Origin of the sequence: Bdellovibrio sp. ArHS (genome assembly GCF_000786105.1) — a bacterium.
GTDB lineage: Bacteria > Bdellovibrionota > Bdellovibrionia > Bdellovibrionales > Bdellovibrionaceae > Bdellovibrio.
In genome coordinates this window covers 156500-178589 of record NZ_JTEV01000006.1, presented here as the reverse complement: position 1 = coordinate 178589, position 22090 = coordinate 156500, and the positions used below count along the sequence as shown (strand labels likewise).

Sequence of the window (22090 nt, the reverse complement as noted above, 5' to 3'; positions counted from 1 at the left end):
TTTTAACGGATTGTTTTATTAACCGAAGGAGACTTCATGAAAAAGAAACTGGTACTTGGCTCGTTGGTTGTCGTGTCTGTGATGCAATATGCGAGTCCCGCATTTGCTGACAAAGAGACGATCGGCAATATTATCGGTGGTATTATTGGCGGCGGTATTGGTACGCAAATCGGTAAAGGTAATGGTAACAAAGCGGCCATTATTATCGGTGCCATTGCGGGAACTATGATCGGCGGTAAAGTTGGTCGTGATATGGACGAGGCTGATCGTCGCGCGTGTGAAGAAGCACAACGCCGTGCTTTGCGCAACCGTCTTGGTGAGCGTGAGGACTGGGATGGTCGTCGTTATGGCGGTCGTACCGGTGCTCGTGGATCCTTCACAACAACGCGTGAAGGTTATAACAATCGGACTGGCGAATATTGCCGTGAATACAACTCTGTGATTTATCTGAATAACCGCTCTGAGGAAACTCGCGGTATTGCTTGTTCTCGCCCCGACGGTTCTTGGTATGAGGTCCGTGAAACAGAAGTGCGTTTCGGCGGTCGTGGTAACGGTCACAATGGTCCGGGTCGTCACGAGCCGACTCAGCCACCGCGCTATCCAGAGGTTCCTTCGCGTCCACTTCCTCCTCCGCCCCCATCTTCTTACCAAGCTCGGTATGAGGGTTCGACTCGCATCGTGAATGTGACTCGTCGTACGGGTGGTGAATGGGTGCGTGTGACTTTAAGACAACCATTGTCTTTGGAACAGATCGAAGTTCATGCTTTGGCGGCGGGATTAAAAATCCACGAAGCAGTTCTTTACACGGATAGAAATGAGCGCATCCAGATCCGTCAATTGACTCAAACAGGCACGATCTATTCTGGTGGCGCTGTCATTTCAGAGAGATTGAACTCTCGCGACCGCGTCCAAGTGATTGATCTTCGCGCCGAGTCTATGGGCGGAAGTGCGGATCTTATTGTGAAGGCGATCTCCAATGAGGCTTATCCGTCACTGAGTGGTTCTCGCTACTAGTGCCAATTCGGAGCTACTAGCTTCCTCGACGCCAGTCTATGACCAAGAGTGTCTAGACTGGCTTTTTTGTCTCTAAAAGTCGATAGTGAGTGGGTTTAAAAATAAGGAGCTCACTCATGTCTAAATTGCGTGTTGGTATCAACGGTTTTGGTCGTATCGGTCGCGTTCTATTCCGTGCAGGTTTTGAACAATTTGAAGTAGTCGGAATCAATTCTTTGGATAGCATTGAAGGAAATGCGCATCTTTTGAAGTACGACTCTGCCCACGGCATCTTCCCTGCGGAAGTTTCGGTTCAAGGCCACGACTTAGTTGTTAACGGCAAAAAGATCCATGTTTCTAAAACACGCAATCCCGCAGAGATTCCTTGGAAAGACTGGGGCGTTGACCTGGTTTTAGAATGTACGGGAGCTTTCAAAGATAAAGCTGAGTTCATGCAACACATCACTGGTGGAGCGAAACGCGTTCTGGTTTCAGGCCCTGCGGAAAAAGGGGCGGATTTGACAATGGTTTATGGTATCAACCATGAGTCATACGACCCGGCAAAACACCACGTGGTTTCTAACGCTTCTTGCACCACGAACTGTCTAGCGCCATTGGCGAAAGTTCTTAACGAGTCTTTCGGTATCGAGCACGGCACCATGATGACAGTTCACTCTTATACGAATGATCAAAAAATCCTGGACGCTCCTCACAAGGACTTGCGTCGTGCCCGTGCCGCTGCCGTGAGCATGATTCCGACGACGACCGGTGCCGCAAAGAACGTGGGCTTGGTTCTGCCTGAATTGAAAGGCCGTATTGACGGTATCTCTATTCGTGTGCCAACTCCGAATGTTTCTCTTGTAGATTTCACCTTCACAGCAAAAAAGGACGTGACGAAAGAGTCAGTGAACGAAGCCTTGATTGCGGCTTCTCAAGGCGCTTTAAAAGGTGTTTTGGCGGTTGAACACAACGAACTTGTCAGCGTCGACTTCAATGGCAATAAACATTCTTCTATCGTCGACTTGGCTTCGACAATGGTTGTCGGTCCTCGTATGGTGAAAGTTCTTTCTTGGTATGATAACGAGACGGGCTTCTCAAATCGCATGGTGGACGTGGCTCACTACATGGCAAAAAAAGGACTCTAAGGTCTGGCGGCAGTGGAGGCGTCGGTCAGGCGCCGCAATTGAAGTAATAAAGGATATGGAATGGCTAATGGTCTAAAAGGCATTAAAACAGTGCGCGATTTTGAACTTGAAGGCAAAGTGGTTTTCCTGCGTCTGGATTTGAATGTGCCTATGGAAAACGGCAAGATCACAGATGAGAACCGCATCACGGCGTCTTTGCCGACGATCAAGTATTGCATGGAAAAAGGTGCAAAACTGGTGATGGCTTCTCATTTGGGACGTCCTAAAACAAAGGAAGACAAAGAGTTTTCGCTAGAGCCTGTGGCGAAGCGCCTGCAAGAGCTTCTTAGCGCGGAAGTTATTTTGGTTGAGGATCCGGATTCAGATGCTCCCAAACATCTTCTGCAATCATTGAAAAAGAATCAGTTGATCCTGCTTGAAAACGTGCGTTTCGAGGCGGGAGAAACCAAAGACTCTGTAGAGTTTGCGCAAAAAATTGCCAACTACAGTGATATCTATATCAACGATGCTTTCGGGGCCTCGCACCGCGCGCATGCGACCATTCATGCTTTGCCTTCAGTGATGAAGGATAAAGGCATTGGCTTTTTGATCGAAAAAGAGATCACGATGTTGGATTCTCTTTTACAGAATCCAAAGCGTCCTTACTTGGCTTTAATGGGCGGTTCCAAAGTTTCCGACAAAATTGCGGTTATCGAAAGATTGATGGATGTCGTTGATGGCTTCATCATCGGTGGCGCGATGGCGTACACTTTCTTAAAGGCCCAAGGAATTTCTGTCGGGAAATCATTGGTTGAAAACGACAAACTGAAGTATGCAAAAGAAATGATCGAGCGTATCGAAGCTCGCAACAAAACTATTCTGTTGCCCGTCGACCATGTCACGACAAAGTCATTCGGTGATACAGCAAGCGCGCGCACGACCAAAGATGTTGTCATCCCTGACGATGAGTTGGCGGTGGATATTGGTCCTAAAACTATCCAAAACTATGCGACAGCTTTGCGCGAAGCCGGAACTATTTTCTGGAACGGCCCTATGGGCGTTTTTGAAACGCCAGCCTTTGCCAAAGGAACTTTCGGTGTGGCTCAGGCCATTGCGGAAAGCAACGCGGTGAAGATTGTTGGCGGCGGGGACTCGGCAGCCGCGGCGGAAGCGTCGGGCTTTGCTGACAAGATGACTCATATTTCAACTGGTGGCGGGGCGTCTCTTGAATACCTTCAAGGCGACAAACTTCCGGGGCTTGAAATCCTGAGATTGAAAAGATAGTCATGAATCTTTTTTCTTCTCAGATCCATATTGCGCTTCCTTATCTGAGCATTTTGGTTCTGATGTACTTTGCCTTGACCGTAAACGTGATCCGCAATCGTTGGAAACACCGAGTGGGATTAGGGTCGGGGCAAAACCCCTTGATGGAACAGGTTATACGTATTCACGGAAATTTCGGTGAATACGTGCCTTTTTTGTCATTGATCTTGATTGTTCTAGAGTTCAATAAAGCCACGCCAGTTTTCCTTCATACTTATTGGATTCTGTTGATTCTTTCCCGAGTGGCGCATGCGTGGGGGCTTTGGGGGTCTCGCTCGGTCAGTCGAGGTCGAACCTTAGGAATGACTTTGACGGGCGTGGTGATGCTCGGCTCTTCGGTGATGTTGCTGGTTCAATTTTTTAAATAGGGGGCCGTGATGAAAAAAATCTTTGCTGCGAACTGGAAGCTTTTCAAATCTCCTAAAGAAACTCGCGAGTTCTTCGCGCAATTCAAAGAGGTGAGCGGAAGAGCCACTGGTGAAGTGGTGTTTTTTCCGCCAGCGATTTCTTTAGAGGCCACAAGCGCCAGCCTGCAAGGCACGAATATCAAGTGGGGCGTTCAGAATGCCTACTTTCAAGCACAGGGTGCCTTTACCGGTGAAAACTCGGCGCAAGTTGTGAAGGATCTGGGGGGAAGTTATGTCCTGATCGGGCACAGCGAGCGCCGCAAGATTTTTGGCGAAACCGATGCGATGATCGCGGAAAAGGTGGCCTTCACCCAAAGTTTGGGGCTGATCCCCATGCTGTGCATCGGCGAAACTTTGGAAGAGCGTGAAGCCAAACACACCTTCCGCGTTTGTGAAACTCAGTTACTGCAAGGCTTGGCGAAGGCCGATAAGACCAAACCCGTGGTTATTGCCTACGAGCCCGTTTGGGCGATCGGCACAGGGAAGGTTGCGACTCCTGAACAGGTTGCGGAAACCCACACGGATGTATTCAGTATTTTGCAGAAACTGGATTTTGCACAAAGTCCGATTCTTTATGGCGGCAGTGTGAAGCCAGACAATGCTGCGGGTCTTATCCAGCAGCCTCATGTAAACGGATTTTTAGTGGGTGGGGCTTCTTTGGAAGTGAAGTCCTTTATCGAGATCGCAACGGTATAATCAACCGTTGCCTTCATCTTCTTCGCGGGCGGCGTTCCTCAAGGATTCTTTCAAATCCTTTGCGTCTTGTTTAGGTAGGGACCTCAAGGCTTTTTCGAAAGCCTTTTTTTCTTTTTTGTACAAAGGCAATAAGATTTCCGAAGCGGCCTCTGAAGGGTCGTGAGCAAATGTCAAAGCAGAGACTCGCGCCAGTTCCTTAAGAGCGTCGTTCGAGATTTTCTCTTTTCCGTTCAGCGCTGCTTCCACAGTCTGTTCAACGGTTTTGAGCATTTCCTGAGTCTTCGCGGCGACAGCTTCGTCGTCTTTGGCGCCTTCGAAATCTTTCGCGGAAAAATTCTGAAGTTTTTGGACAGAGTCTTGAAGAGTCGTTGCCGAAACCGAAAGTGCGATAAAAGAAACCACAAACAAAGCTAGAAGAGGTCTCATTTGTCCTCCTTAATCATCACACCAATAAGTTCACGGTTGTAAAGTGGCTGATTGTTCGAGCGATAGAAGTCGCTGACATAACCACCGTTTTTACCCCAGTCGGTTTTAATTTCCGCATGACCTGCGTGATTACGGTCGCGTGTGTTGCGATAAACCAGCACAGCTCCTTTAGGCGCATCTGCGGGACTTTTGATAAGATTTTTAAAGCGTGGATCTTCAAGCATGTTCGTAAAGCCTCGGCGTTTAAGATCGCCCACAGCGTAGCGTGCTTTTGAGCCTGGAAGATAGTCATTCACCAGATCGCCCCCTAAAAGGGCCCGTTTAACGTAACGATAGCAAAGTTTTTTTGAGCGACGTTCTTTGTTGCGCATACCATATTTAATGGAGGCTTCGACTTCTTTGCTCGACGAATACTTTGCGACCGTCGGATAGTTGCTCCATTTCGAATCAGGGACTGCCGGACTTCGTTGTACGGCCTCCTGACTGACGTTGCTCAAGTCTGCCCGGTTTCTTTCCGCCGGTGTTTTTTGTTGAGTGGCGCACGTTGCACAGAAATCGCCCTCTGTTTTTTTCGGATCAGTGGTCTTCGCTAAATTGGGATCTTCAGATTTCTCGGGCTTCTGTTCACGCAAAACTTCTTCTTTGGTGGGCAGATGAGGGGCCGCTTGAGTTCCTTCAACCGGCAACCCGGCGCCATCTTTGCGTGCGCGGGAAGTAAGGGCTACTTCCGGGTCTTGCACTTCAGAACCCTGACGGTCTTTGAATGTCAGCCAAGGGTCTTTTTGCGAGAAATAAACCCAGGTTTCGTCGCCCACTTGCGGAACGTTTTTGCCACCTTTGCCGGCGACTTTCGTGATACGAACTTTGATCCCATACGAACCGGTGCGGTTCAGTTTGCGTGTTTCGACGACGGTTCCTTCAGAACCTTCCGGAACCAAATATTGAATATTGCGAGCGTTTTTTCTGAAGTCGACCGACGAGCGACCATAGAGATCACCCGTCAAGATAAGCTCTTGCAACTCTTCAGGTCTTTGCGCGAACGCAGACGACGCGAAAATCGCAACCGATAAAGAAATGTGCAGCAAGCGTTTAGATAATCTCAAATTGACTCCTGAAGTTCTCTTCGGAGATCAAGCGGCGAACGAAAGGCTAGGAGAAGGGAAACTGGACTTTAGGGAAATAAAAAAGGCCTCTTACGAGGCCCTTAGCGAATTAAAACAAAGCATTCTTCGGCGTGCGTGGGAAAGGAATGACATCGCGGATATTAGTCATACCTGTGAGATACATCATCATGCGCTCAAAACCCAAGCCAAAGCCCGCATGCGGAAAGCTGCCGTAGCGGCGCAAATCTGTATAGAAAGAATATTCTTCAGGATGCAAGCCGACTTCCTTCATGCGTTTTTCTAGAAGCTCCAAATTGTCTTCACGTTGAGAACCGCCGATGATCTCGCCGATTCCGGGAGCCAAAAGATCCATTGCACGCACAGTTTTGCCGTCGGCATTCAACTTCATATAGAAGGCTTTAATGTCTTTAGGATAGTCCGTGACGAAGACGGGCTTTTTGAAATGTTCTTCTGCCAGATATCGTTCATGCTCAGACTGCATGTCGATACCCCATTGAACTGGGAACTCAAATTTCTTACCGGATTTTTGCAGAATTTCGATCGCCTCTGTGTAAGTCACTCGGCCAAAATCATTGTTCAAAACATTGTTCAATTTATCAAACAAACCTTTTTCAACAAATTGGTTAAAGAACTCCATCTCTTCAGGGCATTGTTCCATGACGTAGCGAATGATGTACTTAATCATCTCTTCGCCCAATTCCATATCTGCATTCAGATCTGCAAATGCAATTTCCGGTTCAATCATCCAGAACTCTGCTGCATGGCGAGAGGTGTTGGAGTTCTCGGCGCGGAACGTAGGTCCGAAAGTATAAATGTTGCGGAAGGCTGCGCAGAAAGTTTCACCGTTCAACTGTCCGCTGACGGTCAGATTAGTTTCTTTGCCAAAAAAATCCTGGCTGTTGTCAATAGAGCCATCTTCTTTGCGCGGAGGTTTATCCAGCTTCAGTGTCGTTACGCGGAACATTTCTCCGGCACCTTCGGCATCGGAACCTGTGATGATCGGAGTGTGGACGTAGACAAAACCCTGCTCATTGAAGAATTTGTGAATCGCATAGGCTAAAACCGAGCGCACTCGAAATACCGCTGAAAAGGTGTTCGTGCGTGAGCGAAGATGCGCGATCTCCCGCAGGAATTCAAAGCTATGGCGTTTATTCTGCAAAGGATAATCCAGATCTGCTTTTTGCACGATCTCGACTTTGTTTGCCATCACTTCGAAGCTTTGTCCTGCACCTTGTGATTTAACCACTTTGCCGACAACCAGAATCGAAGAAGAGATAGAGAGTTTTGCGACCTCTTCAAAATTCGCTAAATTTGTATCAAAAACGACCTGAACCCCTTTGAAGAAGGTTCCATCATTCAGTTCGATAAAGCCGAAGTTTTTCTGATCGCGAATTTTGCGAACCCATCCCGAAAGATGAACTTCTTTATCCAGGTATTTTTCAGTGTCTCTAAATAACGATTTGACGAGAGTCGTTTCCATGGCTGCCCTTTCACAGTGTTTCATAAAATACCGTTCTTTCGCGGGCTTGTCTAACCTGTCTTCGTACTTCACGAGGACTTCTTCGCTTTCCCTGAACGGGGTCTCTATTTGATGACGCGAAAAGTTAATATACAGGAATGTGACGTAATTTCAATAGCTTAAATTGAGACCGCCCCTTGCGGCGTGCTGCTGACGAACGTATCCTGGAAGAGGACCTACAAAGGAGTTGTACGTTGGCGCAGAGAATACATTACCGACTTTGTCATTGCTGTGGCGGTTTGAACACCGCCGAAGATGATCTTGTGACCACCTGTGAGTCATGCGGAAAGCATCTTGCACCGTTTTACTTTTTCGACGAGAGTAGGGCCATGGGCCTCAGCCAGTCGAATTTTTACTCCAGTGTGCGCGGAGACGAAGAATCCGTTTTGCCACATAAAGAGTATCCGCCGGTCTGGGGGTTAACGGCGTACTGGGAGTCGTAGTTCACAATGAAAGTCACTTTTGCAGATATTCAAAAAGCGCGCGAATTAATCAAAGATGTTATTTGTTCTACGGAGCTCAGTCATTCGGTCAGCGCCAGTAAATTGCTGAACACGGAAATGTACTTTAAATTCGAAAATACCCAGCGCACCGGAAGTTTCAAGTTTCGGGGCGCCTACAACAAGATTTCGAATCTGACTTCTGAAGAAAAAGCCCGAGGTGTGGTGGCCAGTTCGGCTGGAAATCACGCGCAAGGTGTGGCCCATTCGGCGACTTTGGCAGGTGTGAAGGCTACGATCGTGATGCCAGAAAATGCCTCTATCAGCAAAGCCGCAGCGACGCGTGCCTACGGTGCCAACGTAGTTCTTAAAGGCGAAATCTACGACGAAGCCTATGAACATGCCCAGAAGCTTGAAAAAGAACACGGCTACACTTTCGTACACCCTTACCAGGACCCCTATGTGATAGCTGGACAGGGAACCATCGGTATTGAAGTTTTGGAAAAGCTGCCTGACCTAGATAGCATCATTGTGCCTATTGGCGGTGGCGGATTGATTAGCGGTGTTTCTTTAGCCGTTAAAACAATCAATCCGAAGATTCGAGTGATCGGTGTGCAAAGTGATCGCTCACCGGGTATGGCAAATATGTTTCACAAAGAACCACCTTTGTCGGCACATAAAAGAGCGGCGACCATCGCCGATGGCATCGCCATTAAAAATCCCTCGGTCGTGATGTACGAAAACTTTATTTCGAAGTATGTCGACGAAGTAGTGACGGTCAGCGATGACGAAATCGCCGAAGCGATCGTGTTTCTGATGGAGCGGGCAAAGACCGTGGCCGAAGGATCGGGAGCGGCCGCAATGGCGGCAGCTATGTCACGCTCTTTGAATTTGGGTAAGAAGTGTTGCGTGATCGTCAGTGGCGGCAACATTGATCTAAATATCATTTCAAAAATCATCGATCGCGGTCAGATTTTGCGCGGTCGACTGTGTGAGTTGTCGGTGATCGTGGACGATTTGCCAGGAAATCTCAGCCGCTTGACTCAAGCGATCGCCGGACAGAAAGCCAATATTCTAGAAGTTCGCCATGACCGCGTTTCTCAGGGGCTTTCATTGCGAGAAACCCGTATCGATTTCGTCTTAGAGACTTCGAGCATTGAACATGTCGAGAAGATCAAAAGAGCTCTTGAGGACACGGGGGCGAAAGTCATCCAAGGCTCCTAACGAGATCTTGGATTTTTCCCAATCTTCCAAATTATATTTATCCAAAATGCGTTGCAGTTCTCCTGTGCGACGCAATTCTTCGATCCCGCGGTTCAGGATCGCCGCATATTCTTTCGCCGCCGCCGCGTTTGGTGAAAAGCCCACGAACAAGTAGGGGTCCTGCGCTGTGACCCAGCCCGCCACTTTCAAAGAGTTCGCTGAAATTTCCAACCCCTGAAGCGCATGATGAAGAGCAACGGGATTTTCGACAAAAGCATCCAAACGATTGCTTTCAATCATGCGAACCATTTGCTCCAAAGGTTTTTCCCCCGAGAAGGGGATGAAGGATTTATGACGATTGCGAATCATCCGGTCGATACTATCGCCGTAGGTATAGCCGTTGATCACGCCGATGCGCATGTTTTGCAAAGAGGTTCTTCCGTTAAAAATCCATTTTGAATTCTTCTTGGTGAAATAGGCATTTTTCATAATGCCCATCGAGTTTGCAGGGTAGATGAAGTCGGGGGCATCCGTGTGGCTGGCTGCGACCAGAGCCTGCGCCTTATTCGTGCGCACTTCTTTCACGGCACGAACCCAATTCATAAGTTTCATCTCGACTTTGTGGCCCTTCTTTTCGAACACCTGGTGGAGGATTTCCACCATGTATCCAGGTTTGGCAGATTGTGGATCGCATACATAAGGGCACCAGTAGTCTGAACGCACAGAGATAACCTCGGCGAATGACATGGATTTAAAAAGAACCGTTGCGACGATGATAAGAATTTTGGCAACCATGATGTTCATAAGGGCCCCCTCCTTACTTACTCTTCAGCAATACTTTGCCTAATCGCAAGTTGCATCAGGAAAAAGGGAGCCTTTCTGAAATGTAACCTAGATTGCTAAAGTTGAATTTTTCTTTCGAAGTGGCAGGTGTATCCACCGGGGTTTTTCTGAAGGTAATCCTGGTGATATTCCTCAGCTTTCCAGAATTCGCCGGCCTTCACAATTTGTGTTGCCAAAGTAGGGCCCCAGGCTGCAGATTTTTCTACGCGGACTTTCACGCGCTCCGCATCTTCCCTCTGCGTCTCGGAAGTGTAGAAAATAGCGCTGCGGTATTGGGTGCCAATATCGTTACCCTGTCGATTCACAGTTGTTGGATCATGAATCTTGAAGAAGAACAATAGCAGGTCCTCGTATTTTAATTTTTTGGGATCAAAGACGACTTTGACCGTCTCGGCATGGTTGGTTGCGCCGGTCTTGACGATGTTGTAGGTGGCGTTCTTCGTTTCGCCTCCCATGTAACCCACTTCGGTTTCAACAACACCAGGAAGCTTGCGGATTAAATCTTCCATTCCCCAAAAACAGCCTCCAGCCAGATATGCAATTTCCGTTGCTGATGTAGACATAGCGGTGCCTTTCTTCTGCGTTTTCGCTAAAGATGAACTTAAGCCCAAGAAAATCAAGAGTGCCATGAAGTATTTCATGATTCTATCTTAGCACTAAAGCCGTGTGGCCTGCCAGTGCTTGCCGTTTGACATTATTCTTTGCCGAATCCGCCGCCAGAGCCCGAGCACAATGTGAGGATGTCACCAGCTTGAAACTTTTGTTGTCCCAAAACGGGAAGGGGCTTTTGTTCACCCGCACGTTCCAAAGACATTTCGCTGGCATCGCCGTGACTGCAATTTTTGGGAATACGCGGTCGATGCAATGTCAGATCCGTCACCCACGAGGCTTCCACTTCTCCGCGCACTTCCAATTTCATGATAATGCCGCGGCCGCCATTGTGTTTGCCTTTGCCGCCGGCGGATTGGCGCTGATCAACACGTTGAATTTTCACCGGGAAGTCCCGCTCCAACTGCTCGATCGAAAACGGCTTTAGTTGGGCCGCTTCGCCTTCTTGATCTGAACGGGCGCCTTTGCCTCCAGGAAGAGTCAGCAAGGCATGCTGTTGTTTGTGTTGCAGATCGAAGTGCAAGGGGCAGTGACTGGAAAGAGCTTTTTCATTCTTGTGATGGATCTGCGACAAGGTCAGCTCCATCGCTGTTTTTATCGCAGCCACACCGCAGGTCATGCCCTTATAGGTCGGGGCCGGATATTTTCCCACCAGCCAGCACCCCGTGGGCTTCGTGATTTGGAGAATAGAAAATGACCCCGTATTCGCGAATTGATCAAAGCCATAGAAGCGACTGAGCGCGTGGAAGCAGGCGCCGTAAGTGGCAGACTCGGTCAAAGAGACCGTCTTCGTTGCCGTGGTTCCGCTAAAATCCAAAGAGATTTTTCCGTCATGAATTTCCATGTTCATGCGCAGAAGTTCGCCGCTGTCCAAGACGATGTCGACGCGGGCTTCGCCAGAGGCTCTTTCGCTGATTCTTTGTACTGCGGCCTGTTTCGAAAGCTCCAAGTACTCTTCAATCAATTCACTCGTGATCGTGAAGCCGGTCAGCTCAACAGCTTCGTGCAGTTTTTTGGCTTTCGCATTGAGCTCTTGAATTTGTTCTTTAATCCACTCCGCAAAGCGAGGCGGGCAGGCGGGATGCGCTTGCATAGCCGCCAAGATCATTTCATTGATTTGATTTTTTTGTCGAAGTGGTGTTGGCGGAATGCGCAAACCTTCCTCTTCCACCGTTTTCGTGATGCGCACGGATTTGTTCAAAGACTTTCGCGTCACCCACAATAAATCTTCAGACACCGCCATCACGAAAGTCATGTCACAAAGGACGCTGCCTCCGCTATAAGGGTCGTTCAAAAGAACAATGTCCCCTTCCTGAAGCTTTAAATACTTGCTTGCCGTCGAAGCGGCGGTGGTCAAGGTGCCATAGGTGACCGGGTCTTGACCTTTAACCGCCAGGACGTCCCCTTCGATGGTTAAAAGAGCGGATTCCCCTTGAAGAAAATCATTTAAAAGAGAATGAAGAAGTTCGATCTGATAACTCATAAAGACTCCTGCAAGGCCTGGCGTCCGCACAGGGCTGTTGCATATGACTCGCTAAACTGTTCCGCTTCCACCACTGTGTGTGAATCTTTTTTGAAGGCATTGGCAAATACGGATGCCAGGGGACCGGCGACAACTAATTTTTCGCTTTGGCGGTTCAGGTAAGCTTCCATGGCCAACCTTTGTAACGTCAGACTTTGCATTTCTTTTGTCAGATGTTGAATATCCTTATCGCGTGCCTGACTGATTTTGGTAAGAGCAAAGAAAGAGTTTTTAAAACGCTGAATCCCTTGCGTAGAAAAACGATCTTCCAGGCCCGGCAGTTTTGCCAGCTTGGTGTTTTCGGCCCACAAATCCAGCAGCGAAGCCTTCTGCCCACGTCCCAGGAACATCGGCCCTGGTTCCCAGCCCCCTTGAGTGTGATCGAAATCAAATCGGCCAAAAGTATTCAAGGCAATTCCCAGAGTGGGTTGGATGCCCAACTCGATGGTTTTTAGGTGAGGCACTTCCACAGCTCCCCATGGGCTTTCCCAGGACGAACTCCAGGAATCTCCCGAGATTAGAAGGAAATTTTCTAAACCCAGATAAAGTACATCGGCCTTTTTCGCCGTGCCAAAATATTTACCCAAGGCCGTGCTGGCGGAAAATAGACTGCTGACGTGTTGAACCGCGTCGGCTTTGAGCAGTTGTCCGGATGAATCCAAAAAGTGAATGTTTTCTTTGGGCAGATGTCCTTCCAAGGCAGCAAGGACCTCAGACCGGCGCTCGGCAAAGACACTGGAAATGGTCGCGTTCAAAGCGTTGGTGTTCCAACGGCTGACCTCATGAGGATTGTCATTTTTTTCCGGTGAAAAGACTTCCAGTCCTTTTTCCTGCAAATAACTTTTTGCGACGTTCAGGTTTGTTGGATGAGTCGATGCATGCAGAAAATGCAAGCAGACTTTTTTGCAATCCATCATTTGCAATTTGGCGACAATGGGCTCCAGATCATTGACGTCTAAAGCCACTTCCACCGTGCCGTCCGCGAGAACTCTTTCGCGCACGGAAAACAGCAGGTCTTTGCTGGTCAATGTCTGCTCTAAAGATTTTGCACACAGATTCAGCCAATGCTCGAAGCCTTCCGTCGTGATATGCGCCACGGCTCCGCTCAGTTCGTAGTTCAGAAGTTTTTTTGGCAGGCGCAGACTGACAAAGGCTTGAGAAGGTTTTTGCTCGGCATGTTCAGTGATGAATTGAGACAGGCTTTGTTTAAGGTTCTCACGCGCAAGATAAACTCTTTTTTGCGCCACAGGATTTGCATCTGACAGAAGCGAGTACTCAGCGAAGGATTCTCCGACGCTCACACCTAACAAGAAACGGTTTTGCATTTTTAAACGCTCTCTATTGAAAATACTCTGGAATATGTTAAAGCTAGACGCTCAGGTATACCAAATTAAAGTCTGTAAGAAAAGGATTCTAAAGTGAAGATTTCTCCCGAAATTCTGAACCTGGTTCCCTATAAGCCTGGCAAACCGATTTCAGAAACGCAACGCGAGTACGGTTTGACAACGGTCTATAAGCTGGCAAGTAACGAAAATCCCCTGGGCCCCAGTCCCAAGGCGATGGCTGCGGTTAAAAATGCCTTGGATCACCAAAATCTTTACCCGGATCCTTCTCATTATGAGCTTCTTCAGACCCTTTCACAAGAGTGGGAAGTTCCTACCAAACAATTGGCTATTGGCAATGGAAGTGACGAGCTTATCGACCTTTTAACGCGCATTTACTGTGAGCCTCAGGATGGCGTTTTGACGTCTGTGGCGGCTTTTAACGCTTATGAGGTCAGTGCGCCAGCAAATCGGGCGGTGATTCGCAAAGTGCCCATGAAAGAAGGATACCGCTTTGATTTGGCGGCCATCGCGGAACACTTCCTGTCTCATCCCGAACAAAACATCCGTTTGGTGTTCGTTTCAAATCCGAATAACCCCACGGGAACTTACGCGCCCAAGCAGGAAGTGGAAGCCTTTCTGGAAAAGCTTGGGAATCGCGACGACGTGATGATTATTTTTGATGAGGCGTACAACGAATTTGTTCGCGCTGCTGACTATATCTCTGCGCAAAAATACATCACGAAGTACAAAAATCTGATCGTGCTTAGAACATTCTCTAAAATTTATGGTTTAGCGGGCTTCCGCATTGGCGCGATGGTGGCGCCGCCAGAGGTGGTTGAGGTCTTTAACCGTGTGCGCAAACCGTTTAATGTCAACGATTTAGCGCAAGTGGCGGCAAATGCGGCTCTGCAAGATAAAGAATTTATTGAGCGTTCGCAGCAGATTTGCTGGAAAGGGCTTGATTACTTCTACAAGAAGTTAGAAGAATTAGGCCTGCCTTACATTCCATCTCAAGGGAACTTTGTCATGTTTGACACCCTTCGCGACGCCGCCAAGGTGAATGAAGCCTTGTTACGTCGCGGAATTATTATGAGACCGCTATTGAACTATGGGTTCAAGACGCATCTGCGTTTGAGTGTGGGCCTTGAGCATGAAAATCAGGCCGCTATTGCAGCCTTGGCTGAAGTGCTCAAAGAAATACCTGCACTGTCGTAAGGCATTGTTTTGTTGGAGAGTAAATGGGAATGGTAATTACGATTGATGGCCCTGCGGCCTCTGGGAAATCTTCTGTCAGTAGAGAACTTGCGCGCCGTCTTGGTTGGCAATGGGTTTCTACGGGAGCTTTCTATCGTGGATTGGCCTTTGCTGCTCTTCAACTGCAAATCGATCTTGATGATGTCAAAGCGTTGACCGACCTGACGCACAATCCAGTGTGGAGTGTGCGCATGGAACATGATCGTACAAAAGTCTTCTTTAAAGACCAAGATGTCACTGATCTGATCGCGCACGAAGACGTGGGTAATTTCGCTAGTAAAGTGAGTCACTATCCGGAAGTGCGCAAAGCTCTTTTGGAGGCGCAAAGAAAATGCAGCAACGGACCGCAAGGATTGGTTGCTGAAGGACGTGATTGCGGCACTGTTGTCTTTCCCCAGGCGGAGGCAAAGGTGTATTTAACTGCGAACAGTGAACATCGAGCGGCTCGCAGAGCTGCGGAGCTGGGTTTAGATCAAGATGATATGGTGAAGGCGCAACAACAACGGGATCTTCAGGATTCAACCCGTAAAGTGGCTCCCATGGCAGTTCCCGAAGATGCTTTGGTTGTCGACACCACAGCGCTGAATCTTGAGCAAGTCGTCGATACGGTCGTCGAATACGTCAAAAATAAAATCTAAAAATACCTTCGGAGATATCCAAGGGAACGGAAGGCGATGTTTGTGGCTTTTAGCGGCGGCAGGCTTCGAGAAGAATTTTTTTGCCGTTCGCAGGGCCTTGCATGACGGTGTAGTCGCTGAAAATGCCGCGTCCTGTTTTGTAATTCACTTCCAGCGATTGTTTGGCCGTGATCATGCCCAGTCGTTTTTTACTGCCTATAATATGCAGGCCATTGCCATCATTTTTTAATAGTTGATTTTCATGCTGAATAGCAATGACAGTGGGGCTTTCATTTTTCTGAGTCGCCTCTACGGCAATATCCCCGAAGTCCGTTAAAGTGATGTTGTAGTCCCGGCAACTAACGACCACTTCATTGGCAGCAGAGGCCGCGCCAGTCAAGGTCATCATCAAGATGAATAGGCTTAAAGATTTGCGTGTCATCGGCGGCCTCCAAATACGTGTTTTTCCTAATATTCAAGCTTCATGCCCTGTCAGTTGACGTATAAGCGGGGACCACGGGAAAAGTGACGCCCAAGGCCTGCACAGGCATGAAAAAAAATCAAAAGAACCGCCCTGTTTTTAGTCAGGACCCTCCTAAGAACTTTGGATTTTAAAGGACCTTCTTTTTTAATGGCTTCATGAAAACACTTCGCGGAATTATCTTAGACGTCGATGGGACTTTGATTGATAGCAACCACGCGCATGCGGATGCCTGGGTGCGCGCCTTCGGCGAATACGGCATTGTCACTACTTACGAGGAAGTGCGGGAAAAAATCGGCATGGGTGGGGACAATCTATTGCCGGCAGTCAGGGGAATTGAAGAAGACAGCGATTTGGGGAAAAGAATCTCGCGCCGTCGGGCTGAGATTTTTCAGATTGAATATCTGCCCTATCTGAAGCCCTTTAAAAAAACGCGACAGTTGATTCAGTTTTTCCAACAGGAGGGCCTTAAGATAGTGGTTGCAAGTTCTTCCTCCCAAGAAGATCTGCAAGGTCTTTTAAAGATGGCCCACATCGACGACCTTTTGCCTCTAAGAACCTCGAAGGACGATGTTGAAGCTTCAAAACCTGCGCCGGATCTTATTCACGCCGCCCTAAAAAAACTGCAACTGCCCCCGGGGGCAACGGTCATGTTAGGGGACACGCCTTACGATATCATTGCGGCAAAAAGGGCGGGCGTGGAAACCATCGCACTGACCTGCGGAGGCTGGTCCGTAAAAGATCTGGCTGGAGCGGTCGCAATCTACCGGGACCCGCAAGAACTCTTGTCTCATCTGGAAAAAAATGGTCGACCCGAAATCAATGATGAGTCAAGGCCTCGCTGATCGCTTGCAGTAGATTTTGGCGATTCACGGGTTTGGTCAGATGGGCATCGCATCCCGCGGCTAGAGAATTATCTACTTCCTCTGGCAGCGCATGCGCGGTCAAAGCGATAATGGGTTTTTTGTATCCGTGGGCTCGCAGGCGCCGAGTCGCCTCCAGGCCGTCTAAGCCTGGCATTTGTACGTCCATTAAGATCACATCGAATTCATCATGGGTGGCTTTTTCAATCACCTCAAAGCCATCAACTGCCGATTCAATACGAAAATGACTGTTCTTAAGATAGTGGCGAATCAAAAGCTCGTTGTCGGGCATGTCCTCGGCCAAAAGGATGCTCTTTTCTTCGCCGTCCCATTCAAGAATGACTTTGTTTGCCGGCACCTTCTTTTGCGCCTCTTTGACACCTCTCATGTGTTCCTCATCTTCAGAGGTGATTGACAGAAGAAACAGACTTCCTTCCCCCTGTTTACTTCTTTCAAGAATCAGGTCGCCCCCCAAAGACTTGGCGATGTGTCGGGACAGGATTAATCCAAGGCCCGTGCCACCGAATTTTTTGGCGATAGAGCTGTCAGCCTGACTGAATGGCTGGAAAAGTTTTTTCTGACCCTCTTCGGAAATCCCTATGCCCGTATCTTCGACTTCAATGTACAAAATATTTTTATCGTAAATATGCTCGGCCCGCAGACGAAGAGAAATAGTCCCTTTTTCGGTGAACTTAATCGCATTGCCTAGAAGATTTGCCAAGATCTGACGTAAGCGCAATTGATCCGAGCAGATTCGGTTTGGTAAGGAGCTTTGTTTTTGCACGTGTATTTGAATCTTCTTTTTTTCAGCAAGCAGACGAAATGTGCTGACCACTTCGTCGACAAGATCCATAAAATAAAATGCCGACTTTTCCACGGGAACTTTGCCAGCCTCAAACTTTGAAAGATCCAGGATATCATCAATCAAGCGCAGAAGTTGATTGCCGTTGGCATCAATCCGGGAAATATGATCTTTTTGTTCTTGGCTTAAAGGTTCTGAAGACAACAAATCGGCAAAACCCAAGATGGCATTCATCGGTGTGCGAATCTCGTGACTCATATTCGCTAAAAACTGCATCTTCGCCAGTGTGGCCGCTTGGGCATCTTCCTTCGCTTTCTTTTCTCGTTCAAAGGACTTGTTAAGTTCGGAAGTTCTTTCTGCCACCCGCTGTTCCAATTCCATCTGCGCCTGGCGCAGCTCTTCTTCAATCACTTTTAGATCCGTGATGTCTTGCGTGGTGCCGATCATCTTCAGGACGTGGCCTTCGTCATTCTGAACAATTCGACCGCGACTTTGCACAATACGCGAAGCACTTCCCACGACGGGCGTAAGTTTGTAATCAATATTTAGATAGGTTTTATAGACCAAACTTTTTCTGAATGCGTTTTCCACGCGTTCGCGGTCGGGACTGTCAACCAGCCGAAAGATGTCATAGATGTTGATAAGACTCTGCGGTTTTTTTTCAAGAGCAAGAATGGCGTGCATCTCGTCCGACAGGGACACCGAGTTGTCTCTGATATTCCATTCCCAACTGCCAACATGAGCGATGGCTTGGGCTTCTCGCAACTGAGCTTCACGCATACGAATGGCCTCGTCGGCCTCTCGCTCGCGTCGCACCAGAATACGGTCGAAGATCGAGCCGACCAAAGCGGAAAGCAAAATGACACAGGCGACGGCGCCAACGACGTATGCCAGGGCATTCGTGCCTAACACCGCATCCGCAAAAGAAGGGGTGGATGGAAGAGCCACAAAGGTGGCGGCTTTCATGCCGACATAATGCATGCCCGAAACGGCGGCTCCCATCAGCAGACTGGCAAACACCTGTAGAGGCAGGGGATTTCTTGAGGTTCTGAAACGCAGAGAGACTCCCAAGGCCGCAAACGAAGCAATGGCGGCGATGAATATGGAAAGCGCTATTAAGTTCTGATCCCAGACAATATCTGCCGGGATGCGCATGGAACTCATTCCGATGTAGTGCATGCCAGCGATTGCGATGGCCATCACAATGCCACCGATAACCATCGAATACATCGGCACGTTCTTTCTGCTGACAATGAAGAATGCCAAGGCCGAAGCCGCAATCGCGACGACAATGGAAAGGAGTGACAGCATCACATCATAGGCCATTTCCATTCCGGGCATTTTCATCGCAAGCATGCCAATGAAGTGCATGCTCCAAATGCCCATTCCCATTATCAGCGCGCCGATCATCAGCCAAAGATGATGAGCACGCCCCAAGTTTTGCTGAATACGCAGAATAATATCCAAAGCTACGTAAGAGGCCATTGTGGCAACCACAACAGACAGAACGATGAGGCCCGGATTCCAAATAGTTTGCATCTCCATAGCGCTATCGTATCACCCAGAGAAACTTGCGGCAGAGTTTTGTGAATAGGCCCCCGGTTGTATGCGAATTCACAGTCAATGATGGCCATCATAATTGCTCTGTAGAGTCGAGTCTTGAAATGATTCGGAGATGACGGTGTCGTAACGTAAACGAGGAAATTTGATTGAGATCAATTCTTTATTTCGGGTCCTCAGAGAAGCTCCAAGCAAGGAGTTATGTATGTCATCATTGAAGACTATCACATTAGGAACACTGGCAGCCCTCAGCTTCGCCGTTCACGGAGCCTGGGCATCTGACAATATCAAAGGAGAAGAGGTGGCGGTATTGACGGATGCGCCTGAAGTTCCTCCTCCCATAACTAGAAAGCATGCGACGAAAGTCATCGTTCATTTAGAGACTAAAGAAGTCAAAATGCGCTTGGCGGATGGTGTGGACTATACTTTCTGGACCTTCGGTGGAAAAGTGCCGGGAAAATTTATTCGCATTCGTGAAGGCGATCATGTTCAATTTCATTTGCACAACCATCCGTCCAGCAAACTGCCACACAACATCGACTTGCATGCGGTAACTGGTCAAGGGGGTGGAGCGGAAGGAAGTTTCACGGCACCAGGGCACAGCTCGACATTTAATTTTAAAGCTCTCAACCCAGGGTTGTACGTTTACCACTGTGCGACGGCACCGGTCGGTATGCACATCGCGAACGGAATGTACGGATTGATTTTAGTGGAACCCAAAGACGGTCTGCCTAAAGTCGACCGCGAGTTCTATGTCATGCAAAGTGAATTTTACACTAAAGGTAAATACGGCGCTCCAGGCTTGCAGCCATTCAGTATGGCAAAAGCTGTGGAAGAAAATGCGGATTATGTCGTTTTCAACGGAAACGTCGGAGCTCTTGCTGGTGACAAGGCTTTGAAGGCCAAGGTCGGTGAAACTGTTCGTCTATTTGTCGGTAACGGCGGACCGAATCTAGTATCTTCGTTCCACGTCATCGGAGAAATTTTTGATAAAGTCTACATTGAAGGCGGAAAGTTGGTGAATGAGCATGTGCAAACAACTCTCATTCCTGCCGGTGGTTCTGCGATTGTTGATTTCAAAACTCAGACAACAGGAACCTTCATTCTTGTCGATCACTCTATCTTCAGAGCTTTCAATAAAGGGGCTTTGGGAATGTTGAAAGTGGAAGGCGAGGCCGATAAAGAAGTTTACTCTGGAAAAACCGAAGATGGTATCTACCAGCCTGAAGGTGGTGTGATCCAGGAAATCGGCAGTGAAGCTCCTAAAGTCATTCCTGCAAAAACGTTGGAGCAACGTCTTTCTGCCGGAAAACGCATTTACGAGTCTTCTTGCTTCGCCTGCCATCAAACGAATGGACAAGGACTGCCTGGAGCTTTCCCTCCATTGGCTAAGTCGGACTTCTTAAATGGCAGCAAAGAGAAATCAATCTCTGCAGTTGTGAATGGTTTGGAAGGTCCCATCAAAGTCAATGGCAAGGAGTTCAACTCGGTCATGCCGGCGCAAATGCTCAGCGATGAAGATGCCGCCAATGTCTTGACTTATGTTTACAGTGTTTGGGGCAACTCGAAGAAGGTTGTAACACCTCAAGAGGTTAAAGCCCAAAGGAAGAAATAGGTGATTTATGAAGCATTATCAATCCGCCTTTATTGCAGCTCTGTTGATAATGCTTCCCTGGTCGTTGGTCTTCGCCAGCGACCGCATTCTGATTCCTGCCGGCGAATTTCAAATGCCGGCAGTTCTCAATAAGAAGAAAACCGAAGTGAAGGCGTTCTATCTGGATCGCCATCCCGTGACTAACCGGGAATTTCTTGAATTTGTAAAGAGCAACCCCGAGTGGTCCAAAGCACGGATTAAAAGAATTTTCGCTGATAAAAAGTATCTGCAATACTGGAGTGAGGATTTCACGTTAGGCGATGCCCGATATGCCGATATGCCGGTCGTGGAAGTCAGTTGGTATGCGGCTCGCAGTTATTGTTTTTGGAAAAAGGGCCGTTTGCCGACCATTGCGGAATGGGAGTATGTGGCTTCTATTCCGTTCCGTCGCGGTCCTGCTTTGCAAACTTTGATTTTGGAGTGGTACGGAAAATCTTCCGAGTGGCCGTTGCCAGCGGTGATGAGTCGTATGGCCAACAGCTATGGAGTGCATGATATGCATGGCTTGATTTGGGAGTGGGTGGAGGACTTCAACTCTTCACTCGTGACCGGCGAGTCCCGTGCGGATACAGCTTTAGATAAAAATTTATTTTGTGGCGCCGGTGCGGCCGGAGCCGCCGACCCTTCAGACTACGCAGCGTTTATGCGTTACGCCTTTCGCAGCAGCTTGAAGGCCGCATACACCGTACAAAATTTGGGCTTTCGATGCGCCCAAGACAAGGATTGAATATGAAAAAGCTATTGCTTCCTTTTTTATTTATCGGATTTTTAACTGGCGCCAGTTTTCCCGAGGATTCAGTGTATCAGTTGAATTCTACGTTTATTAATGACTCCGGTCAGAAGGTCAATATCGCGGATTTGCAAGGACAACCTGTGATCATCTCGATGGCGTACACTGGTTGCACTTACACCTGCCCGCTGATTTTGTCGCAAATGCAGAATGTGGAAAAGGAATTACTGAAGCAGGGTAAAACCAATGTCCGTTTCGTTCTGATCAGTTTCGACTTTGAAAAAGACACACCTGCCGTAATCAAAAAGTATCACGCAAATAAAAAGTTAAGTGAGAAGTGGTCATTGTGGACCTCAGACAGTGACAAGTCGCCTCGCGAAGTCGCCAACGCCCTCGGAATCAAATACAAAAAGATGGAAGGCGGAGATTACGACCATTCCTTTATTATCACGGCCCTGGATGAAAATGGTCGCATCAAATACCAGCAGACAGGCACAGAAGGAAGCGCGCAGGAGATGATAAAAGCCATAAAGAAATAGCTTTTGATTTCGATCAAGGAACTTCCGACAGAAAGG

Annotated in this window: 21 protein-coding genes; 12 read left to right on the top strand and 9 right to left on the bottom strand. The window is 48.3% G+C overall.

The window, feature by feature from the left end:
- Positions 1–36 precede the first annotated feature (36 nt).
- From OM95_RS03835 to tpiA, 5 genes are all read left to right on the top strand, one after another.
- Positions 37–1014 carry a beta-sandwich domain-containing protein gene (locus OM95_RS03835; protein WP_041870444.1) on the top strand — a complete coding sequence of 326 codons (978 nt, stop codon included), beginning with the start codon at positions 37–39 and terminating at the stop codon, positions 1012–1014.
- Between the two features lie 116 nt (positions 1015–1130).
- Entirely contained in the window at positions 1131–2138 is a 1008-nt protein-coding gene (gene gap / locus OM95_RS03830) for a type I glyceraldehyde-3-phosphate dehydrogenase (protein ID WP_041870442.1), read from the top strand.
- Positions 2139–2198: 60 nt separating this feature from the next.
- Positions 2199–3401: a phosphoglycerate kinase gene (locus OM95_RS03825; protein ID WP_041870440.1), complete on the top strand. Its 1203-nt coding sequence runs from the start codon at positions 2199–2201 to the stop codon at positions 3399–3401.
- Positions 3402–3403: 2 nt separating this feature from the next.
- Positions 3404–3808 carry an MAPEG family protein gene (locus OM95_RS03820; protein ID WP_041870439.1) on the top strand — a complete coding sequence of 135 codons (405 nt, stop codon included), beginning with the start codon at positions 3404–3406 and terminating at the stop codon, positions 3806–3808.
- Between the two features lie 9 nt (positions 3809–3817).
- Positions 3818–4543, top strand: a complete 726-nt coding sequence (gene tpiA, locus OM95_RS03815; RefSeq protein WP_041870437.1) for a triose-phosphate isomerase — start codon at positions 3818–3820, stop codon at positions 4541–4543.
- Here the strand turns inward: tpiA and OM95_RS03810 are convergent, their stop codons facing one another.
- From OM95_RS03810 to asnS, 3 genes are all read right to left on the bottom strand, one after another.
- Positions 4544–4969 carry a hypothetical protein gene (locus tag OM95_RS03810; protein ID WP_041870436.1) on the bottom strand — a complete coding sequence of 142 codons (426 nt, stop codon included), beginning with the start codon at positions 4967–4969 and terminating at the stop codon, positions 4544–4546.
- Complete coding sequence (locus OM95_RS03805) at positions 4966–6072, bottom strand: hypothetical protein (RefSeq protein ID WP_291515530.1); 1107 nt, start codon at positions 6070–6072, stop codon at positions 4966–4968. Before OM95_RS03805 ends, OM95_RS03810 begins: the two co-directional genes overlap by 4 nt.
- A 109-nt stretch (positions 6073–6181) precedes the next feature.
- Positions 6182–7573, bottom strand: coding sequence for an asparagine--tRNA ligase (asnS, locus tag OM95_RS03800; protein ID WP_041870435.1), 1392 nt, complete (start codon positions 7571–7573; stop codon positions 6182–6184).
- A 488-nt stretch (positions 7574–8061) separates the two neighbouring features.
- Here asnS and ilvA point away from each other — a divergent pair, with 488 nt between their 5' ends.
- Positions 8062–9276, top strand: coding sequence for a threonine ammonia-lyase (gene ilvA / locus OM95_RS03795; protein ID WP_041870432.1), 1215 nt, complete (start codon positions 8062–8064; stop codon positions 9274–9276).
- Here the strand turns inward: ilvA and OM95_RS03790 are convergent.
- The 4 genes from OM95_RS03790 to OM95_RS03775 form a co-directional block, all read right to left on the bottom strand.
- Positions 9193–10059: a transporter substrate-binding domain-containing protein gene (locus tag OM95_RS03790; protein ID WP_041870431.1), complete on the bottom strand. Its 867-nt coding sequence runs from the start codon at positions 10057–10059 to the stop codon at positions 9193–9195. The genes ilvA and OM95_RS03790 overlap by 84 nt on opposite strands.
- A gap of 95 nt (positions 10060–10154) precedes the next feature.
- Entirely contained in the window at positions 10155–10739 is a 585-nt protein-coding gene (gene msrA / locus OM95_RS03785) for a peptide-methionine (S)-S-oxide reductase MsrA (RefSeq protein ID WP_291515529.1), read from the bottom strand.
- 53 nt (positions 10740–10792) lie between these two features.
- Entirely contained in the window at positions 10793–12190 is a 1398-nt protein-coding gene (locus OM95_RS03780) for a hydantoinase B/oxoprolinase family protein (RefSeq protein WP_041870427.1), read from the bottom strand.
- Complete coding sequence (locus OM95_RS03775) at positions 12187–13554, bottom strand: hydantoin utilization protein (protein WP_041870425.1); 1368 nt, start codon at positions 13552–13554, stop codon at positions 12187–12189. The genes OM95_RS03780 and OM95_RS03775 overlap by 4 nt, the downstream gene beginning before the upstream one ends.
- Before the next feature lie 93 nt (positions 13555–13647).
- Between OM95_RS03775 and hisC the strand changes: the two genes are divergently transcribed.
- A complete protein-coding gene (hisC, locus tag OM95_RS03770; protein WP_041870422.1) occupies positions 13648–14769 on the top strand; it encodes a histidinol-phosphate transaminase in 1122 nt (373 codons plus the stop codon).
- Between the two features lie 23 nt (positions 14770–14792).
- Complete coding sequence (gene cmk / locus OM95_RS03765) at positions 14793–15446, top strand: (d)CMP kinase (RefSeq protein WP_041870420.1); 654 nt, start codon at positions 14793–14795, stop codon at positions 15444–15446.
- Between the two features lie 49 nt (positions 15447–15495).
- On the opposite strand, the gene OM95_RS03760 is transcribed toward cmk, so the two are convergent.
- Entirely contained in the window at positions 15496–15867 is a 372-nt protein-coding gene (locus tag OM95_RS03760; RefSeq protein ID WP_041870418.1) for a hypothetical protein, read from the bottom strand.
- A 197-nt stretch (positions 15868–16064) separates the two neighbouring features.
- Between OM95_RS03760 and OM95_RS03755 the strand changes: the two genes are divergently transcribed.
- Positions 16065–16751, top strand: coding sequence for an HAD family hydrolase (locus OM95_RS03755; protein ID WP_041870416.1), 687 nt, complete (start codon positions 16065–16067; stop codon positions 16749–16751).
- Here OM95_RS03755 and OM95_RS17070 read toward each other — a convergent pair.
- The gene (locus OM95_RS17070) at positions 16726–19116 is read right to left on the bottom strand and encodes an MHYT domain-containing protein (protein ID WP_291515528.1); all 2391 of its coding nucleotides are present in this window, start codon (positions 19114–19116) and stop codon (positions 16726–16728) included. The genes OM95_RS03755 and OM95_RS17070 overlap by 26 nt on opposite strands.
- Positions 19117–19336: 220 nt before the next feature.
- On the opposite strand from OM95_RS17070, the gene nirK reads away from it, so the two are divergent.
- Genes nirK through OM95_RS03735 form a run of 3 tightly spaced genes read left to right on the top strand, consistent with a single transcriptional unit; the run spans position 19337 to position 22054 of the window.
- Entirely contained in the window at positions 19337–20746 is a 1410-nt protein-coding gene (gene nirK / locus OM95_RS03745; RefSeq protein WP_041870414.1) for a copper-containing nitrite reductase, read from the top strand.
- A 7-nt stretch (positions 20747–20753) separates the two neighbouring features.
- On the top strand, positions 20754–21512 hold the full coding sequence (locus OM95_RS03740; protein ID WP_041870411.1) for a formylglycine-generating enzyme family protein: 759 nt from the start codon (positions 20754–20756) through the stop codon (positions 21510–21512).
- Between the two features lie 2 nt (positions 21513–21514).
- Complete coding sequence (locus tag OM95_RS03735; protein WP_291515527.1) at positions 21515–22054, top strand: SCO family protein; 540 nt, start codon at positions 21515–21517, stop codon at positions 22052–22054.
- Positions 22055–22090: the final 36 nt, after the last annotated feature.